Origin of the sequence: Aureliella helgolandensis (assembly GCF_007752135.1) — a bacterium.
Classification (GTDB): Bacteria; Planctomycetota; Planctomycetia; order Pirellulales; family Pirellulaceae; genus Aureliella; species Aureliella helgolandensis.
The window spans coordinates 4,651,388-4,668,172 of the sequence record NZ_CP036298.1 but is presented as its reverse complement, the minus strand read 5'-3'; the positions used below and the strand labels follow the sequence as shown (position 1 = coordinate 4,668,172).

At 56.1% G+C, this 16,785-nt stretch carries 9 protein-coding genes; 4 read left to right on the top strand and 5 right to left on the bottom strand.

Annotation, left to right across the window (positions count from 1 at the left end; genetic code table 11):
* Positions 1-5: 5 nt before the first annotated feature.
* From Q31a_RS16425 to ltnD, 5 genes are all read right to left on the bottom strand, one after another.
* Positions 6-5,429, bottom strand: a complete 5,424-nt coding sequence (locus Q31a_RS16425) for a serine/threonine protein kinase (RefSeq protein ID WP_145080091.1) — start codon at positions 5,427-5,429, stop codon at positions 6-8.
* Positions 5,430-6,374: 945 nt separating this feature from the next.
* Positions 6,375-7,091 carry a hydroxypyruvate isomerase family protein gene (locus Q31a_RS16420; RefSeq protein ID WP_197355329.1) on the bottom strand — a complete coding sequence of 239 codons (717 nt, stop codon included), beginning with the start codon at positions 7,089-7,091 and terminating at the stop codon, positions 6,375-6,377.
* 44 nt (positions 7,092-7,135) lie between these two features.
* On the bottom strand, positions 7,136-7,783 hold the full coding sequence (otnC, locus tag Q31a_RS16415; RefSeq protein WP_145080087.1) for a 3-oxo-tetronate 4-phosphate decarboxylase: 648 nt from the start codon (positions 7,781-7,783) through the stop codon (positions 7,136-7,138).
* Positions 7,780-9,009: a 3-oxo-tetronate kinase gene (gene otnK / locus Q31a_RS16410; protein WP_145080084.1), complete on the bottom strand. Its 1,230-nt coding sequence runs from the start codon at positions 9,007-9,009 to the stop codon at positions 7,780-7,782. The genes otnC and otnK overlap by 4 nt, the downstream gene beginning before the upstream one ends.
* The gene (ltnD, locus tag Q31a_RS16405; RefSeq protein WP_145080081.1) at positions 9,009-9,908 is read right to left on the bottom strand and encodes an L-threonate dehydrogenase; all 900 of its coding nucleotides are present in this window, start codon (positions 9,906-9,908) and stop codon (positions 9,009-9,011) included. Before ltnD ends, otnK begins: the two co-directional genes overlap by 1 nt.
* Positions 9,909-10,198: 290 nt before the next feature.
* Between ltnD and Q31a_RS16400 the strand changes: the two genes are divergently transcribed.
* From Q31a_RS16400 to Q31a_RS16385, 4 genes are all read left to right on the top strand, one after another.
* A complete protein-coding gene (locus Q31a_RS16400) occupies positions 10,199-11,356 on the top strand; it encodes an AraC family transcriptional regulator (RefSeq protein WP_231690796.1) in 1,158 nt (385 codons plus the stop codon).
* Between the two features lie 258 nt (positions 11,357-11,614).
* Complete coding sequence (locus tag Q31a_RS16395) at positions 11,615-13,987, top strand: PSD1 and planctomycete cytochrome C domain-containing protein (protein WP_145080079.1); 2,373 nt, start codon at positions 11,615-11,617, stop codon at positions 13,985-13,987.
* A 10-nt stretch (positions 13,988-13,997) separates the two neighbouring features.
* Positions 13,998-15,437: a DUF1501 domain-containing protein gene (locus tag Q31a_RS16390; RefSeq protein WP_145080077.1), complete on the top strand. Its 1,440-nt coding sequence runs from the start codon at positions 13,998-14,000 to the stop codon at positions 15,435-15,437.
* 379 nt (positions 15,438-15,816) lie between these two features.
* Positions 15,817-16,542 (top strand): hypothetical protein, encoded by a 726-nt coding sequence (locus Q31a_RS16385; RefSeq protein ID WP_145080075.1) that lies wholly within the window; start codon positions 15,817-15,819, stop codon positions 16,540-16,542.
* Positions 16,543-16,785: the final 243 nt, after the last annotated feature.

Here is a 16,785-nt window from a genome sequence, read left to right as displayed (position 1 = left end):
GAATGTCACGGTACGAAGGCGTTGGTTCCCCTGCTGGAACCGAACCGCTTCCTCAGCCATTGCCAAACTCGCAGGAATAGCAACGTTAACAACATTAGCCATGCAGTTGCGTACGTCCCAATCAGCCAGACCAAAGGCCAACCCTGGAAGCGATAGCGTTCCTCGGGAAGCATAGGATTATAGATCACGGCATCGGCCCAAATCAAAAGCAGTGCGGAAGCGAGGCTCGCTACGATTGTAGTCAGAAGCCACGCAGCCAACCTCCGCCATCGCCGACCAAACCCCCAGGAAACAACAAGTCCGAGCGACGCCACCAGCGGTGCGTAAATTGCGGCCATCCCGAAACGCTCGCCGAGTGTATGGACATCTTCAGCGATGGGGATTTTCATGAGTATTGCCATCAAGAATAGGCTAGCCACAACAGGCAAACCCAATAGAAGGTGCAAACTAAACTGCCGGCGAACGATGTGGTAGAGAAAGTAGAGAGGTATGACAACCAGCAACGCCGAGAGCGACATCAACCAAGCAATGTTCCAAAACAGTTCGCGATAGGTTATTGTCGTTGACACCCAAGGAAGGTCTCTCGCCCATCGTTCATCCACGTGCTGTCGGATTCTTGGGGATCCGATATTACCAGCGGCAACCTGGCGGCCAAGATCTCGCGTCGGCTCGAGACGATTTGCCATGCTAGGTGCCTCACCGCTGCGAACGCGCGACACCGAATCGTAGCTGCAGTAGATGTACGGACGGTCAATTGCCGAGCTCTTGGTGAATTCATTGAGCCAATCAAGGCGTCTTGGTGCCAAGTAGGCACCACCGTCAAACTGCGCGATGACTCCCGCAACACTCCATACGCGTTCGCCGGTTGCTAGGCTTATGCCTAATACACTGTTGTCTGAGGCATCACAGCCTATGGCGATCACCGCCGGTTCGATACCGTCGGCTGGCTTGATTCCCAGCACGCGATGCGGACCAATCGACGGAAGCGAGTAGGTCCATCTCGGTCGCTCGGGGGCGGCTGCAGTCACCACACCAAGCATGTTTTGCTCTAGGATAACAATATCATCGCGTCCATCTCGATCAGCATCGCACACCCACAGTCCGGAGATCTGGCGACCTGCCAGCGGTCCCCAGTCTTGCCGCACCCCAGCGGCATCAAATACTGAAACGCCGCTTGGTGCTCCAGGTGTCATCACCGCAATCTGATGACAATTGTCGTTGGCTCGCAACACATGTGCTCGAGCAGCTTGCCCGAAACTGTGTGAATGAGAACGTAGACTGTCGACAGCTATCTTGAAGGGTGAATTCCAGAGTTCGCTCCCATTTTCCCCAGCTAGGGCGATGACGTGCAGGTGTGATCCCGTCAACGTTTCTGTTGCGTTGCCGTTGTCAGCTTCAACAGCAACCACCTCCATGTCTCCATCGCCGTCGAGATCGCAAACCGTTGGTGGGATCCAATCGGACAGCGACACTTGGCTACTAGCAACTGTCGGATAGGGACGCGACCATATTTCACCACCGTCTGTTCCGCGACGTGCGGACGTCTTTAAACCAAGCCCGTCGGGCATGACAACGGGAATGCAGAAGTCGAGCAATCCGTCGCCGTCGAGGTCCGCTACCGTTGGCGAGAGTGGCGGGCCGTCAAGATTCACTTGTAAAACTGTGCCTTGAGTTCCATCGTAAGCAGAACTTAGCGGGATCGCCCAACGAAGCTTTCCCGTTTGTCCAGAGCATGCAAACATCCAGAGCCGCGAGTCCTGCGTAGAAATACTAGATCGGAGGTGGTACCCATAGTCAAGGGACGCGACGAACAGCACTTCCAGTTGACCATCTCCGTCAAGATCGTGAGCTTCAGCGGTCAGTACCTTATGCACAGTTTGCACCGCTATTTCATTTGCCGTCCATAAACGCTTGCCGGTTTTCCCGGAAAGGGCGAAGAAGGGCCGATCTTTTTCTTGGTAATGGGAGCCATAGGTCCAGCCCAGCAAGTCGCAAATTCCGTCGCCGTCTAGGTCGCCTGGTGCGCCCGACTTAGCAGCAGCCGATCGAACTTGGAATTCTCGCCAATCGCTATTGATCTCAGTACGCCAAAGTCGCTTGCCACTACTGCCACTGGTAGCCTCCACCGCAGCGTTGGGCCAGCCCGAGATCAAATCACGAACTCCGTCCCCATTGCAATCACTTAGTGGTTCACCCCGGTCTCCTAGGACTGCCCAAGGTTCGAGCCGCACACCGCGCAGGCAATGGAGGAATCCGCCATTGGTCAAGGACTGCGACACGTTGGAGTTGTAAACTAGCAGGTCCTCCACTCCGTCACCGTCCATATCTGCCGCTTGCAGGGAGGTTATGTCGTGGCCGACCCGCAGGACATGACCATCTTGCGCCGCAACCCCCAGGACGATATTTGGCCGTTTCCCCTGCTGCGCCGCTACGACCTGTACTAGCAATTGTGGCCAGCCATCATTGCCGGCGTTCCACCACTTGAGCGGCATCAAGTGGAGCTCATCACTGAAATGGTTTTCGAATTTCTGCGGAGTACTAGTCGTCCACAGTTGATTACCGGACCGGCCGGAGAATGCGTCTACGTAAACGCGAAATTCGTCACCGATCAGGGTTGCCACGAACAGGTCTCGGCAGCCATCTTGATCGATGTCCGGTCCGTCAATGAAATGATCGATTTGACAGTCCATGTTGACGAGACGTTGGGTCCAGCGTGTTTGGCCCGTAGCTCCGTCGAAGACGCGTAGTGTTCCCCAGGGAATCTGAGAAAGACCTGCGCCATTGCCTGTCGCTACGGGTGAGCGCCCATCCGGTGCGATCACCTCACACTTGCCGTCACCGTCGAGATCGCAGACTAACGGCCAGTTCGGTGGTTCAACCGAACCGGCAGGCATCCGCGGCCACTCCGCGTCGAGAGGCAAAGTCCAAAGTTGTTTACGCTTGGAAGGCGACCAAGCCACCAAGCGAATACTGGCGGTTGGAGTTGGAGGTGGGGTGGAGATGGCCTCAAGCATCACCATGTCCGAGTTACCATCACCGTCGAGGTCGCCCCACTGACACGCTCGACCCGGGCGCACTTCCAGGTCAATCGGATCGTGAGCCTCTACACCCGTCATAGGATCGAGGCTGAAGAAGGTTGTTCCGGCGACGATCCCCACTCGCGGCATTGACCCGATGGTGAGCGCCGCAAATCCAGCCGGACGATAGCCGTGCCAACCTCGACGTTCAAATTTCCAACCACCAAATCGGACTCGATGACGACCAATCAGCACGCTTCCGGTACCGCCTGTGGAGTAGCCGCTTTCAAGCCCTACATACCAACGCAGATCGCGGGGGGGCATCTCGTTAGCGTCCATGGTTAGACACTCCGCAGGAAGGTCAAAGCGCCAAATTGTTTGCCCTGTGGCACTCGAGATCGCTTCGATCCAGTTCCTCACTTCTGGACGGCCAAAGTTCAAGTCTGAACTTGACTCCGTTTCAGCTAACATCACGATGAGGTCTGGAACACCATCCCCATCACAATCGTGATCCATGAGTGGATCATTCATGACGGTGCTGATGACCGGCGGATACGGGGGGCTGCCAACCGGGGGAACTATTGAGGTTACGTCTCGCCCGCGTGCTGCCAGCCATAGAACTTGCCCCGTACTGACCGAGACGGCCGCCAGCCATGCCTGATGACGAGCTGCAAAAATTAAATCGAGCTGACCATCGCCATCTACGTCGACATCTTTCTGTGCTACCCAGGGGCGAAGGTCGAAGGGACCGTAGCCCGCGTAAGTGGATCCGAAGGCATTCCAGACCCAGGAGAGCCCCGGTGCCTCGGCCGGGCGTGGAAGGCTCTCCGGTTCCAGCGAAATAGATAGAGTCTGCCTCGGAAATCCCTTCCAAATATCGAGTCCAGTTTTAGTCCAGGCAATGATTGCGTGGCTATTTTCGAAGGGGGCAATATCGAAGCTGCGCTCGATTGGATGCTCTCGCCAAAGCAGTTGATCGTGCGGATCGAGCGTAAACTTCAGGTCCTGTCCTGGGGCGAGCGCGACATCGTAAGATTCGCTCAATTCGCCTTCGGTCGAAACGCGAATTCGGTAGTCCCCAGCCGGCAATTTCGCGGGATTTTGCATCGGCGCGGTCTCGATACGGAGCGGTTGGTTAGCCTGGTCCAATATCTCGACCAACAGTGGTGGCGTGACTGCGCTGAATTGAAGCGTACCCTGGCGTGATGCATCGTAGGCCAGCCATCCAGCGATACTGGCAAAGGTCGCTAGGACGGTCACGGCGGCGACCGCCACCGACAGCTTGACGCTTTTTTGCTGCCGTCGCAACCAACGAACGGATCTTTCCAGTACATTTGCGCGACGGGCTTGGATGGGGCGACCATCGATAAACGCTCGCAAATCGGCGGAGAGAGCACTGGCCGAATCGTATCGCTCGTGAGGCTCTTTGGCTAAGCACTTCATCACGATGGTTTCGAGATCGCGATCTATGGCCGAACTTAATTGCCGAACAGGCTCCGGCTCTACGGTCAGAATGTTCTGGATTACCTCTATGGGAGTATCGCCGCGAAACGCAGGGACGCCCGTTAGCAATTCATAGAGGGTCGCCCCTAGGCTGAAGATATCACTGCGATAGTCGACTCGTTTGATCGCTGCAGCCGCCTGCTCCGGACTCATATACCTTGGCGTTCCGATGATGGCCCCAGCAATGCTCAGCGTGACATTGTCCAATTTGCGAGCCAAGCCGAAGTCGGTCAACCAAATCCGACTCTCCGCATCCAATAGCAAATTAGACGGTTTTACATCTCGATGAACGACTCCACGGGCATGGGCATGGCTGAGCGCTTCGCTGGCCTGCAACCCCCATTCAGCGACTTCATTTGCACCGATTGACTGCTGGCGCTCCTGCAAGACTTGGGCTAAACTCTGCCCCTCGATGAACTGCATCGCGTAGTAATTGACACCATGGTCGACACCAACCGCGAAGATTGGAACAATATTTGTGTGGTGAAAGTTGGCAACCGTTTCCGCTTCCCGCTGGAATCGCTCGATCGCTTCCGGGTCGGAAACGCTTCCGAATCGCATAATCTTTAACGCGACAATTCTACGAAGCGAAATCTGTTCCGCCTGATACACGGCGCCCATTCCGCCACGCCCAACCTCACGGATGATTTGGAAGTCCCCCAACCGCTGGTCATTTCCCGGAAGCGGTGCGCCGCTTCCATGGATAAACTCCAAGCCTGCTAGGCAGGCGTCGAGCTGCGAAGCCAGATGAGGATGACGCGCAACCAATTCCGCGCGCGTCGCCGCTCTTCCCGCTTGAAGATCCTCCATATGTTGATCTAGGATCCGCAGTATTTCTGCAGTAACCGCATCAAGGGGCAAAGCACATGTGGTGGCATGACCGGGAGGATCTGCGGGGGAATTCGTCATCGAGAATCAGCTACCGAATGAATTAAGAATATTTTCTTCCCATATAAAAGAAGTGCCGCACGAGCCTCGAGTGTCACGCAAAAATGAAGGCATTTTTTCGCGCACTTGGATCCGTTATACCTACTGCAAGCCACTTGGGAAATCGGGAGATGGATCGCCCTGCTGGGTGGTTCCAGCTTTCTTACGACGGGAATTCTTACGACGGGGAAACTGCACAAAATTGTTCGGCAACCGGTGCAATGACCGAAAGGGTACAAATGCCTGTGCTCCTAACAAGGCTGTAAACGCACCACGCTCGCTCAACTTTTCCGTCCGGACCGATCTGGTTAGCTAAGCCCTCGGTGCCGAAATTTAACAATTCGCGCAACGCGACTATAGATTGTAGTCGTGAAAGTGGAGGAGTTGCCGGGTGAAAGCTGCCGTCTTCGTAGTCGCTGGCACAGCAGTAAGTAATCGCTCGAACCTGTCGGGGAACCATTATTAGAATCCCGGTCAGCGCCTGTACCAATACCTGGACTACAAAAGCCCCGAGTAGTGTCACTGCGGAAGTGCCCCGTTGAACGTGGTAGCTTGAAGGATGGTTTCTAGCCTCGCAACATCTGCTCTTAACAATTTCAATTCCTACATCGTTGGCAACATCGTCATGCACGGGGCTCAAGTTACCTTGCTCCTGGCTCCCTTCCACCACTTCAAAACTGCTCCCCCCTTCCCTACCCTACCCTCACGGCAAGAACCAGCGAATCACAACAGGATCATGGCTGCGCGTGGGAGCTTGAAGAGGTCAGTCCAACTGGCTCGGAGGCAGCTGGCGCTCGGTCGCCGGATGGCTTGCTTGGAGTCGACTCTCCATCCGCGGGGGGGGTGCAAGAGTGCAGGCGAGAGGAAACAAGGACGTCTGATAATTCTGGGTAGGAATGGGCGTCCAATGGTTTAATTTGGTGCCAATCAGCGAAGTTTTGCCATCCAGCCGAGCGAGGACTCGGTGTCGCCCGCGGGCCTGTATTCGGCGCCCAGGGGGTGCTCCCAGCCGAGCTCGGTGATTAGGGAGAAGATCCTGCGGAAATCCACGTCGCCGTGATCGGGCGCCCCGCGATCCGGAACGGCGGCAAACTGAATATGCCCGATAATCGGGAGCATTTTTTGGAGCGTGGCAGCTACGTCAACTTCGGTGCGTCCAACATGATAGCAGTCAAACATCAATTTGAGGTTCGACGCGTCAATCTGGCGAATCAAAGTGCTCGCCTGCTGGGTGTTTCCCAGAAAATACCCCGGTGCGTCGAAGGCGTTTAAGGGTTCGATCAAAATGGTCAAGCCACTGCGTCTTGCGATCTCGCACGCGGCCGACAGATTTTCGATGAACGTCGCCTCGGCCTCGACGCCGTCGCATTTCCCAGCCATGACATGCACCGCCTGGGCACCAATTGCGTCGGCATAGGACACCGCCTGCACAATGGCAGACAATGCGTCGTCTCGACGGCCGGGCAGAGCGCTGAGTCCCATTTCGCCTGCAGCCACATCGCCCCGCACCGTGTTCAGACCCAGCATGGAAAGTCCGGTTTGCGCCAGCGCCAGTTTTACCTCGCTGGCTGGGGTGTCATAGGGCCAGTGGCATTCGACAGCGTCAAAACCGGCTGTCTTGGCGGCGCGGATGGCGTCGGGCAAAGGGCGATCTGTCCATAAGAACCCAAGATTTGCAGAAAAACGGGTCATGCCTCCCACTCCACGTTAAAACGGGTTACAACCGAATGTACCTGTGCGGCGTCCAACATACGGGCAGGCAAACCGTGCAGCATCAAGGCCAGTTTTGCGGTTTCCTCGAGCTCTTCGATGGCATTGCACGCTGCTTCCGGATCCTTACCGGCGACAACCGGCCCGTGATTGGCTAGCATGACAGCGGTGCGTTTTCCGGCCAGTCCACGGACTGCTGCACCCATGGCGGGATCGCCAGGTAGAAAAAATGGCAAGAGCTTTACCTTCCCCAATTTCATGATGGCGTAGGGTGTGGCCGGGGGCAGAAAATTCTCCGGATCTACATCGGACAGCATCGATAGGGCCACAGAGTGACAGGAATGTAGATGCACGACCGCTCCGGCGGTGGAACGCGTGTCGTAGAACGCCGAATGAAGCGGCATTTCGTTAGTGGGCTTGTCACCTCCAACATGAATGCCGTTAGCGTCAATCCGGCTTAGCCGCGCAGGATCCAGCCGCCCGAAACTAGTGCCGGTCGGCGAGACCAGCAATCCGCCGTCGTCGCAGCGGGCTGAAATATTGCCCGTGCTACCATGGGTAAATCCACGGTCAAACAGCGATTGGGCCAGGAGGCAGATCTGTTCGCGGAGGGTGGTGTCGCTCATGACTTGCCCTCCAAAACATTTGCAGCTTTTTCGAAAAAGTCCGCTGCTCCGAAATTGCCGGATTTGAGCGCCAGCACCAGATTCGGATGCGCGCGGAGGGCAGGCACACCCGGATCAATTTCGGGGCCGATGGCCAGTTGTGACAGAGCGAGACGCTCGACCACCGCGCCTGAGGTTTCGCCCCCGGCGGTGATGATTCGCGTAGCCCCCATGCCGACGACGGCGCGAGCCGTTTCTGCAAAGAAGTTTTCTAATGCGGCTGATGCCGTTTGGCTCCCCAGACGCGTCTGAATGTCCCGTACCACGTCTGGATCGGCCGAGCTGTAGAGCAGCGGTACACCTTCCTGTTGCATTAGCCAGTTGGCCACTTCGCCCAGGGCTAATTGGCCGGAGATCACTGCGTCCGCCGTTATTTCGCGGGCTGGATGCCGGGCTGCATGCTGCGCCACCTGTTCTCGCGTAGCACGCGAACAAGATCCCGACATAGCCACAGCCTGCCCTGCTTGTCCGTTCCAGGGAACGTCGCCCGATGTACAGCCAAAGTTTTCCGGTAGGCCCAACGCGATCCCGGATCCGCCGGTGATCAATGGCAAGTCCCTTGCGGCCCGCCCAATGGCCACTAGGTCTTCGTCGCGAAGGGCATCGACAACCTGATGGCCGGCCGGTGCGTCGTGGAGGGCGGCGCGGATGGCGCCAGCGCCGGCAAAAACCGTTTCCGCAGCGATATGCCCGACGGGACGCGCGGATTGCGCCGCCATCCAGCGGCGGATATCCGGATCGGTCATTGGCGTCAGCGGATGGTTTTGCATGCCGCTTTCGCTTAGTAGTCGGTCATGGACAAAAAGGTGCCCCTGGAACACCGTCCGCCCGGCGCCCGGAAACGCGGGGCAGACAATAGTTCGGTCGGTCTCCAACGCCGCAGCCAGGGCGTCCGCGACTGGACCGATGTTGCCCTGGGGGGTGCTGTCGAATGTGCTGCAATATTTAAAGAAGAACTGTTGGCATCCCTGTTGACGCAACCAATCCAACGCCCGCAGCGAAAGCGTCACCGCCTGCTCCGGAGCAATGGAGCGGGATTTGAGTGAAATGACACCGGCCTGAACTTCTTGCGCGGCCGGAGCGTGTGGAATACCGGTGTATTGAACCGTCCGCATGCCGCCCTTAGCCAACGTATTGGCCAGATCGGAAGAGCCGGTGAAATCGTCGCCAATGCAACCCAGCAGCATCACACATCCCCCGGTAGGGTCAGCCCGGCGTTACGAGCATAGACCTTGGCGATGGCTGCATCATCCTGCCCTCCTAGTCCCATACCCGCGGCAGCCAGAAATTGTTGCAACGCTGCAGCCGTCAGTGGAGCGCTAAATTTTGCCTCGCGTGCGATGTCGAGAACAATGCCCAGGTCTTTGGGCCAGATATTCACCTGGCTTAATGGGGTGTAATCTCCGGCGGCGATGTGGGGGGCCCGGTTTTCCAGCATCCAACTGGTGCCGGCACATTGGGGAATCACCTCCAGAAACTTGTCCGGCGATACCCCCTGAGTCATGCCAAAGGTCAACGCTTCGGCCATGGCTGCAATATGCACCCCAGCCAGTAGTTGATTGACCGCTTTCATGGCCGATCCAGCGCCCACGTCTCCCAGTCGGAACACCGTGGCCGCCATCGCATCCAGAGCGGGTGCCGACGCATCGAAAGCCGCCTCCAAGCCGGCGGCCATAATCGAAAGTTGCCCGCTGGCGGCTTTAGCAGCCCCGCCAGAGATCGGGGCATCCAGGTAATGCAAACCGTATTCATCGCACTTGCGCGCCATCTCTCGAGCAAAATCGGGAGAGACCGTTGCGCAAGCCACGATCGCCGCCCCTTTTCTCAGCAAGGGGGCGACTCCCTTGGGGCCGAACAGTACCGCCGCTGTCTGGTCTGCGTTCAGGACTGAAACAACCACGATGTCGAGTCGCGCTGCCACGTCCGCGACGTTGCCGGGTTGGCCACCCTCGGCACGGAATCGCTCTACCGGTGCAGTCGCAATATCTGCGCCCCACACCTTGTTCCCAGCTCGTAGGCAAGAAGAGGCCATGCCATAGCCCATCGCCCCCAATCCAATCACAGCAATCTGTGCACTATTTGTCATTGGCGCCCTCCTAACGGCGATACTTGACGGTGGTTCGGTTCATGGATCTGGACGCCATGCGGTGGATGAATGTGCAGGTCGGGTGTCCCCCATTAGATCAGCCGATCACCTCGTTGAATGCTTGCGGTTTTGATCTCGTTCGCTGCGCTGTTCAGCGGGTATTGCTGAGCAGGCGATTTTCGCTGAATTGTACACGAGATGATTCAGCCGTGCCTGCGCAGCTGCGCAATTTAATTGCTATACTGCGCATTGCGAAACTTTCCTTGGAACGTCCCCTGGGACCATGCTCAGTGCCACCCAACAAACGCCCCCAACATGTTTGCATTCTTGTGGAGACCGACGATTCCTGGGGCCGAAATATCGTTGAGGCCGTTTGTCGATTTGGTCGTTCAAGTGGTTGGACTGTTCTTATCGCGCCGCGCGACTCGCAAGGACGCTTGCGATTGCCAAAGGTCTGGAATGGGGACGGCATCATCGCTTCGTTGCGAACCACTTCTTCGGTCCGTCATGTAAAGAGCCTAAACCTGCCAGTGGTTGATGTCGGCACCATGGTGCCCAAGTATGACTGGTTGGCGCGAGTTGCAACCGATGACGCAGCTCGTGCGAAAATGGCGTTTGAGCATCTTCGCGATCGAGGTCTCACTCACTTTGCATGTTATGCGCCGCCGATCGGCCGTTATTCGGACGTGCGGTCTACGGCTTTCGCAGACGCTGTGACGGACGGTGGGTACAAATGCGCGATGTACGAAGCGACTCGCGATGACGCTGCTGGTTGGTTGACGAATTACTCAAATGTGTGTCGTTGGCTGGCGACGCTTCCACGTCCGTTAGGAATCTTCGCAGCTGATCCGTATCCCGCTAGGCAACTTGTTGAGATCTGTTCGGTTGAATCGATTCGTATTCCAGATGAAGTGGCTGTGCTGTCCGGAGACGACGATGAATTGCTTTGCAAGGTGGCATCCCCTCAGATTTCGGCGGTCGAATTGGCAAGTCATCGGATTGGTGAGACGGCCGCGCAGATATTGGAGCGGATGATGAATGGAGGGGCCGCGGCGAACTTGGCAACACTTATCCCGCCGCTGCGAGTGCGGGCCCGGCATTCGACTGATATTCTAGCAATGTCGGACGACGAGGTCGCAGATGTTTTACGGTACATTCGCGATAGAGCCCCTTTCGGCATTAGTGTCGCTGACTTGCTAAAGCGGTTTCCGATTTCCCGGAGAAGATTGGAGCAGCGTTTCCGCGCGGAACTCAATCGTAGCCCGGCCGAAGAGATCCGTCGCGTTCGCATGGCTCATGTCGGTCGCCTGCTGCTTGATTCTGACAAACCCGTGGCAACGATCGCAGCGGAAGCTGGCTTTGCTACGAGCGCCTCGCTGTCGCAAGCTTTTTGCCAGCATTTTGGCGTCGCACCGGGTGAATATCGACGGCGAAACCGAGCAACTTAAGCTAACGCTGGCGAAAAATCGAAAGCAATTTGCGCATTTGCGAATTGCTGTGCGTCCCAGTGCACTTATATTGTAATGGTCACAACCACGACTGGGCAGGAAGCCGGTAGTTGGCATCCTGCCCAAAACAGTCAACTTGGTAAAGTTATCATCAGTGACGATAGGATCCGTTTGTGGTTCTGTTCATCGCGGTGCTTTGTGCGTTGAATCGCGATGTTTTTGGGTCTCCCGCCCGCCTTCCCCTCTCAGCGAGTAAGCATGAAGGTCCTTTCTTTGACTTCTCCGTTTGATCGTCGCTCCACGTTCATGGCCATCTGCCTTGGATTGTTGAACAGCTTTGCGTTCGCGCAGCATCCAGAATCAACTGCTGAAAAGGGTGCTTCGAGCACGCAATCCGAGAGTGCACGTGCTGAGACGATAGACTTCCAGCGCGATATCCAACCGATCTTGCGGGACAATTGTTACGAGTGTCACGCAGGGACCACCGAAGAGGGCGGCTTGAATCTGGCGATCAAAGCCAAAGCGTTTCGAGGAGGCGACAGTGATGCGGCAATTCTCGCCGGTAAGAGCGAAGAGAGCTTGCTCATTCAAGCCGTATCCGGGGGGGACGGCGACCCTTTGATGCCGCCCGATGGAAATCAGCCGCTTACCGAACTTCAAGTCAGCCTACTCCGAGCCTGGATTGATCAAGGGGCGGCGTGGCCCGAAGAGGCGGACGTCTTTGATCCAAAGTTGGATCAAGCCAAATCGCACTGGGCCTTTCAACGACTCGAAAAGCCAGCGGCGCCTTCGCGTCAGTCCACTGACAATTGGTCGAAAGGAGCCGTTGACCGATTTGTGCTACAGCGACTGGTTGAGGTTGGGCTCCGGCCATCGCAGCCTGCTGATGCCGACACGTTGGTGCGACGACTGTATTTCGATCTGACGGGGTTGCCACCTACTCTAGAACAGACCCAGCAATTTGTAAGTGCGCATTCGAAGGATCCCGACTTGGCCGTGCGGACTCTTGTGGACCAACTCTTGGACTCACCGCGTTATGGTGAGCGTTGGGGGAGGCATTGGCTGGACGTGGCCCGTTATGCCGACAGCGATGGACAAGAAGCGGATATGGACCGTCCGCACGCGTATCACTATCGCGATTTTGTGATCGAAGCGTTTAACGGCAACATGCCGTACGACCAATTTGTGCGCTGGCAAATTGCCGGTGACGAATTTGAACCAAACAAAGACGCCGCGGTTTCAGCCACTGGCTTTCTGACCGCTGGCCCAGCCTTCAAGTTGCCTGATTCGTTCCTCGAAAGCGAACGACTAGCGAATCGTTACAATGAGATGGACGACGTGATCTCAACGTTGGGGTCCGGACTCTTGGGAATTACGGTGGCCTGCGCTCGCTGTCACGATCATAAATACGATGCATTTTCGGCGAAAGAATATTACCAATTGATGGGCGTCTTTCACAGCGGTGATCGCGTGACAGCGAAGTTGCCCAGTGGCAAAGACGGCTTCTTTTTTCAGGACTTTGACGACCAGCGTCGGACCACTTGGTTGTTTCGACGGAGCGACTTCTACGATCGAGAAATCGAAGTTGATATTGGGTTTCCTGCGATGCTGTCCTCCGATGGTGTCGAAGCCACTGACTACTGGCAGAAGGCCAAACAAGCTTATGGTGAGTTTGGAGAGGCGAAAAGCACTTTACAGCGTCGCGCCCTGGCCGATTGGATTACAGACACGCAACAAGGCGGCGGAGCGCTGCTGGCTCGAGTCCTTGTCAACCGCGTCTGGGACCATCACTTTGGCAAAGGCCTCGTGCAGACGACCAGCGACTTTGGCGTCAATGGCGACGCGCCGTCGCATCCAGAGTTACTCGAATACTTGACCAACGAGTTCGTCGACGGAGGTTGGGAAATCAAAGCGCTGCATCGAATGATACTAACCAGCGCCGTATGGCAGCAGGCCAGCACGCGAGGTGCAGCCGACCAACGGGGCGCGGAGATCGATCCAGGCAACAATTTGCTTTGGCGAATGACTCCGCTACGCCTCGAAGCCGAAGCTATGCGGGACGCGATGCTGGCGGTTAGCGAGACGCTGAACCTGGAAGCCGGTGGGCCTGGATTTAAACCCTACATCTCCCCTGAGGCCAACCTCGCCCGAAACATTCAAGGCGAGGGCTATCCCAAAGACGCGAAAGATGACGCGTCCACCCGGCGGCGCAGCGTCTACATGTTTCATAAACGTCTCATTCCTTATCCGATGTTTCAGGCGTTTGACCGCCCGGATCTAATGACCAGTTGTGCGCGTAGGCAAAACACAACCGTGGCCCCCCAAGCCATGGTGATTCTGAACGATCTCTTTGTTCGCTCTGTGGCTCATGACTTTGCGGAGTTGCTGGTTCAACGGCAAGCCGGAGAGTCGGATTCGATGGATTTCGACCTCAAGCCGCTGATTGAAGATGCGTTTCGAACCTCCTTCACACGCGTGCCGACAGACCGAGAAATAGAAACCTCGATCCAATTTATCGAATCCCAGACCGAAGCACGCACCAAGCGCGCAGAAGAAGCTCCACGCATCGAAGCGCTGACCGATTTTTGTCAGACGTTGTTCGGTTTAAATGAATTCATCTACGTCAATTGAGTTAGCTGTCATGACTGAAAATTCACAGTTGTTTCCCTGCGGTCGCGTTGCCAACATGCTCAGTCGTCGAGAGTGGCTCTGCCGAGCTGGTGCCGGAGCCGGCACGATTGGTCTTGCCAACCTGATGGCCGAGCAAAATCTGCTGGGCGCACCACAATCGGACAGTTCCTCCGATCCCGTGACCTCTCTGCTTCCGCGGCCTGGACACTTTGTCGCCAAAGCAAAGTCGGTAATCTGGCTATTCATGGAAGGTGCCCCTAGCGCGGTCGATATGTTCGACCGCAAGCCGGAGCTCGACAAGCGGGATGGCGACACTACCGACATCCAGGCTTTCTTTGGCAATCCTGGACCATTGATGAAATCACCGTTTTCGTTCAAGCAATATGGTGAATGCGGACAGTGGGTTTGCGACAAGTACACCAACGTCGCCAAGCATGTCGACAAAATGGCATTCATCAAATCGTGCTACAGCGAATCGAATGACCACGTACCGGCGATCTACCAAATCAACAGCGGACTGCCTCGCCCTGGGTTTCCCACCGCGGGCGCTTGGGTGACTTACGGCCTGGGCAGTGAGAACCAAAATTTGCCTGGCTACGTGGTGATGGGCAACACCCAGGGGGCCAAGGGGGGGCCGCACAATTGGGGTGCTGGTTTTCTGCCTTCGACGTTCCAAGGAACTCTGTTTCGCTCACAGGGGGCTCCGATTCTCAATCTCAGTCGACAACCGACGATCACCAAGCAAGACCAACGTGCGCAACTCGACTTGATGGCGAAGCTGAACGATGAGCACATGCGGCTGCACACGCGCGATGCTGAGTTTGCAAACCGAATGCAATCCTTTGAGTTGGCCTTTCGCATGCAGAAGGAGGCTACCGAAGTCGTGGATCTTTCGCGAGAGACGCAGTCAACCCAGGAGCTTTACGGTATCGACAATCCAAGGTCCAAGTCGTTTGGATCGAAGTGCTTGATGGCCAGGAGACTCGTCGAAAGTGGTGTTCGGTTTGTGCAGGTCTACAGTGACGGTGAGTGGGACGCGCACGACAATCTTGAGGAGAATCACACGCATCATTGTGCGGCTACTGATGTTCCTGTAGCTGGCCTGTTGAGCGATTTAGAAGCCCGCGGACTGCTAGACTCTACACTGGTGATCTGGGGTGGTGAGTTTGGCCGCATGCCGATTTCGCAAAACGGAAAGGGACGCGATCACAATCCGAAAGGGTTTATGCAATGGATGGCCGGTGCGGGCATTAAGGGTGGAGTCAGTTACGGTGAGACGGATGAGATCGGCTATGAGGCCGTTGAGAACCCGGTCAGCGTAAACGATCTGCACGCCACCATTCTTCACCTACTTGGCCTAGACCACGAGCGACTAACGTACTTCCACAACGGCCGCAGTTACCGACTAACCGACGTGGCCGGCGACGTAATCCAAGAGATTCTTTCCTAGCTCAGGTGAGTGAGAGGCTGACCTCTTGCCCGAGCAGACCTGATAACCGCGGATTGTGTGAGCCTGCAGTGATACCAAGTGCCGATCATCCCCCCTGGGCAAGCCGGAGACATTGTCGTTTTCCAGGTGTTGTCGTTTTCCAGGTGCTTGTGCACGCCTCCGCAAATCATTAGTGTGCCCGCTTGTGACGGTAGCGATTGGTGTTCCAATTGTTTTCGGCGCTGAAAAGTCGAGCGCGACTTTCAATAAATAAGGGGCATCAGCGAATGGCTACCAGCTAGGTTAAGAAGAGTCTATCGGGGGGCTCCAAATATAAGCTCACCGATTCTTGTCCGGCATCACAAGTCGCAGTGAAATCATAGTCGGAACGGACACACTGATGAAGCGAGCTTTGCTTTGCCTGTCGTTTGCAATCCCGCTTCTCGGTCTGGCATCGTCGCCGCCAGAGACAATGGCACTGCTGTATTCCCTGTTTGGATTGGTTTGGATATTTCGCAGTCGTCTTCGGCGACTCTATGATCGGGTTTCCGTAAGTCGCTCAGTCAAGGTAGTGGTTCTATTCCTCGCAGCAGGGATGACTACCGAAGTTCTTGCGTGGTCCAACAACTATCTAAAAGCCGTGGAGCAGCCAGCGCTGTTTCACCCTCAGCTGATTCCGGATCTGATGATCGGTTTGGGGTTTTACGGTGGATGGGCGTTTGCGTGGTTGGTTGCTCTGCAGTGGTTTCGGTTTAGTGTCGCAGAAGCATTTGTCGTCACGGGGTTTCAGGGGATTTTCTTTGAGCAGTTGGGGGCCGTTTTCCTGTTGATGGTCGCTATGTTCGCGACGACCCCGGTCGTCTCGGTCGTGTTGGGGTTCTACGTATTTCTGGTTCATGGATCGATCGTTGCAATTGCGCTGACTCCAGTTCTTCGTGAGAATACCGTGACTGGCGCAGGCTCTACCGTGCGTTCAGAGCAATCATCGCATTGGGCCCGGTATCCAGTAGTAATCGTGCTCATGGTGGCGTTGGCCTTTGCCGGATGCGCGATGGTTGAACTTACCGCCACGCTCTTCGGCGGCCTCCCTGAAAAGAAATCAATCGTCGAACACCCCTTCTGGTAGGAAGCAACCAAGGTCAACAATGGTGTCAGCAATCAATGATGGCCAATTGGTGTTTGCACAGACCCATTGGATGCCTGCACAATGCAATCCGACTAAGCCATTGGGATCTACCATAGACGCAGTCCAGGCAATGTATGGAGTACCATCATTGGGAAACTCGAGGACGTTTCATGCATTGATACGCACCCTTAGTGGGGACGCCCGCGATATCTTTTCAAACTCTACTAAACTGCCTAGAGCGGT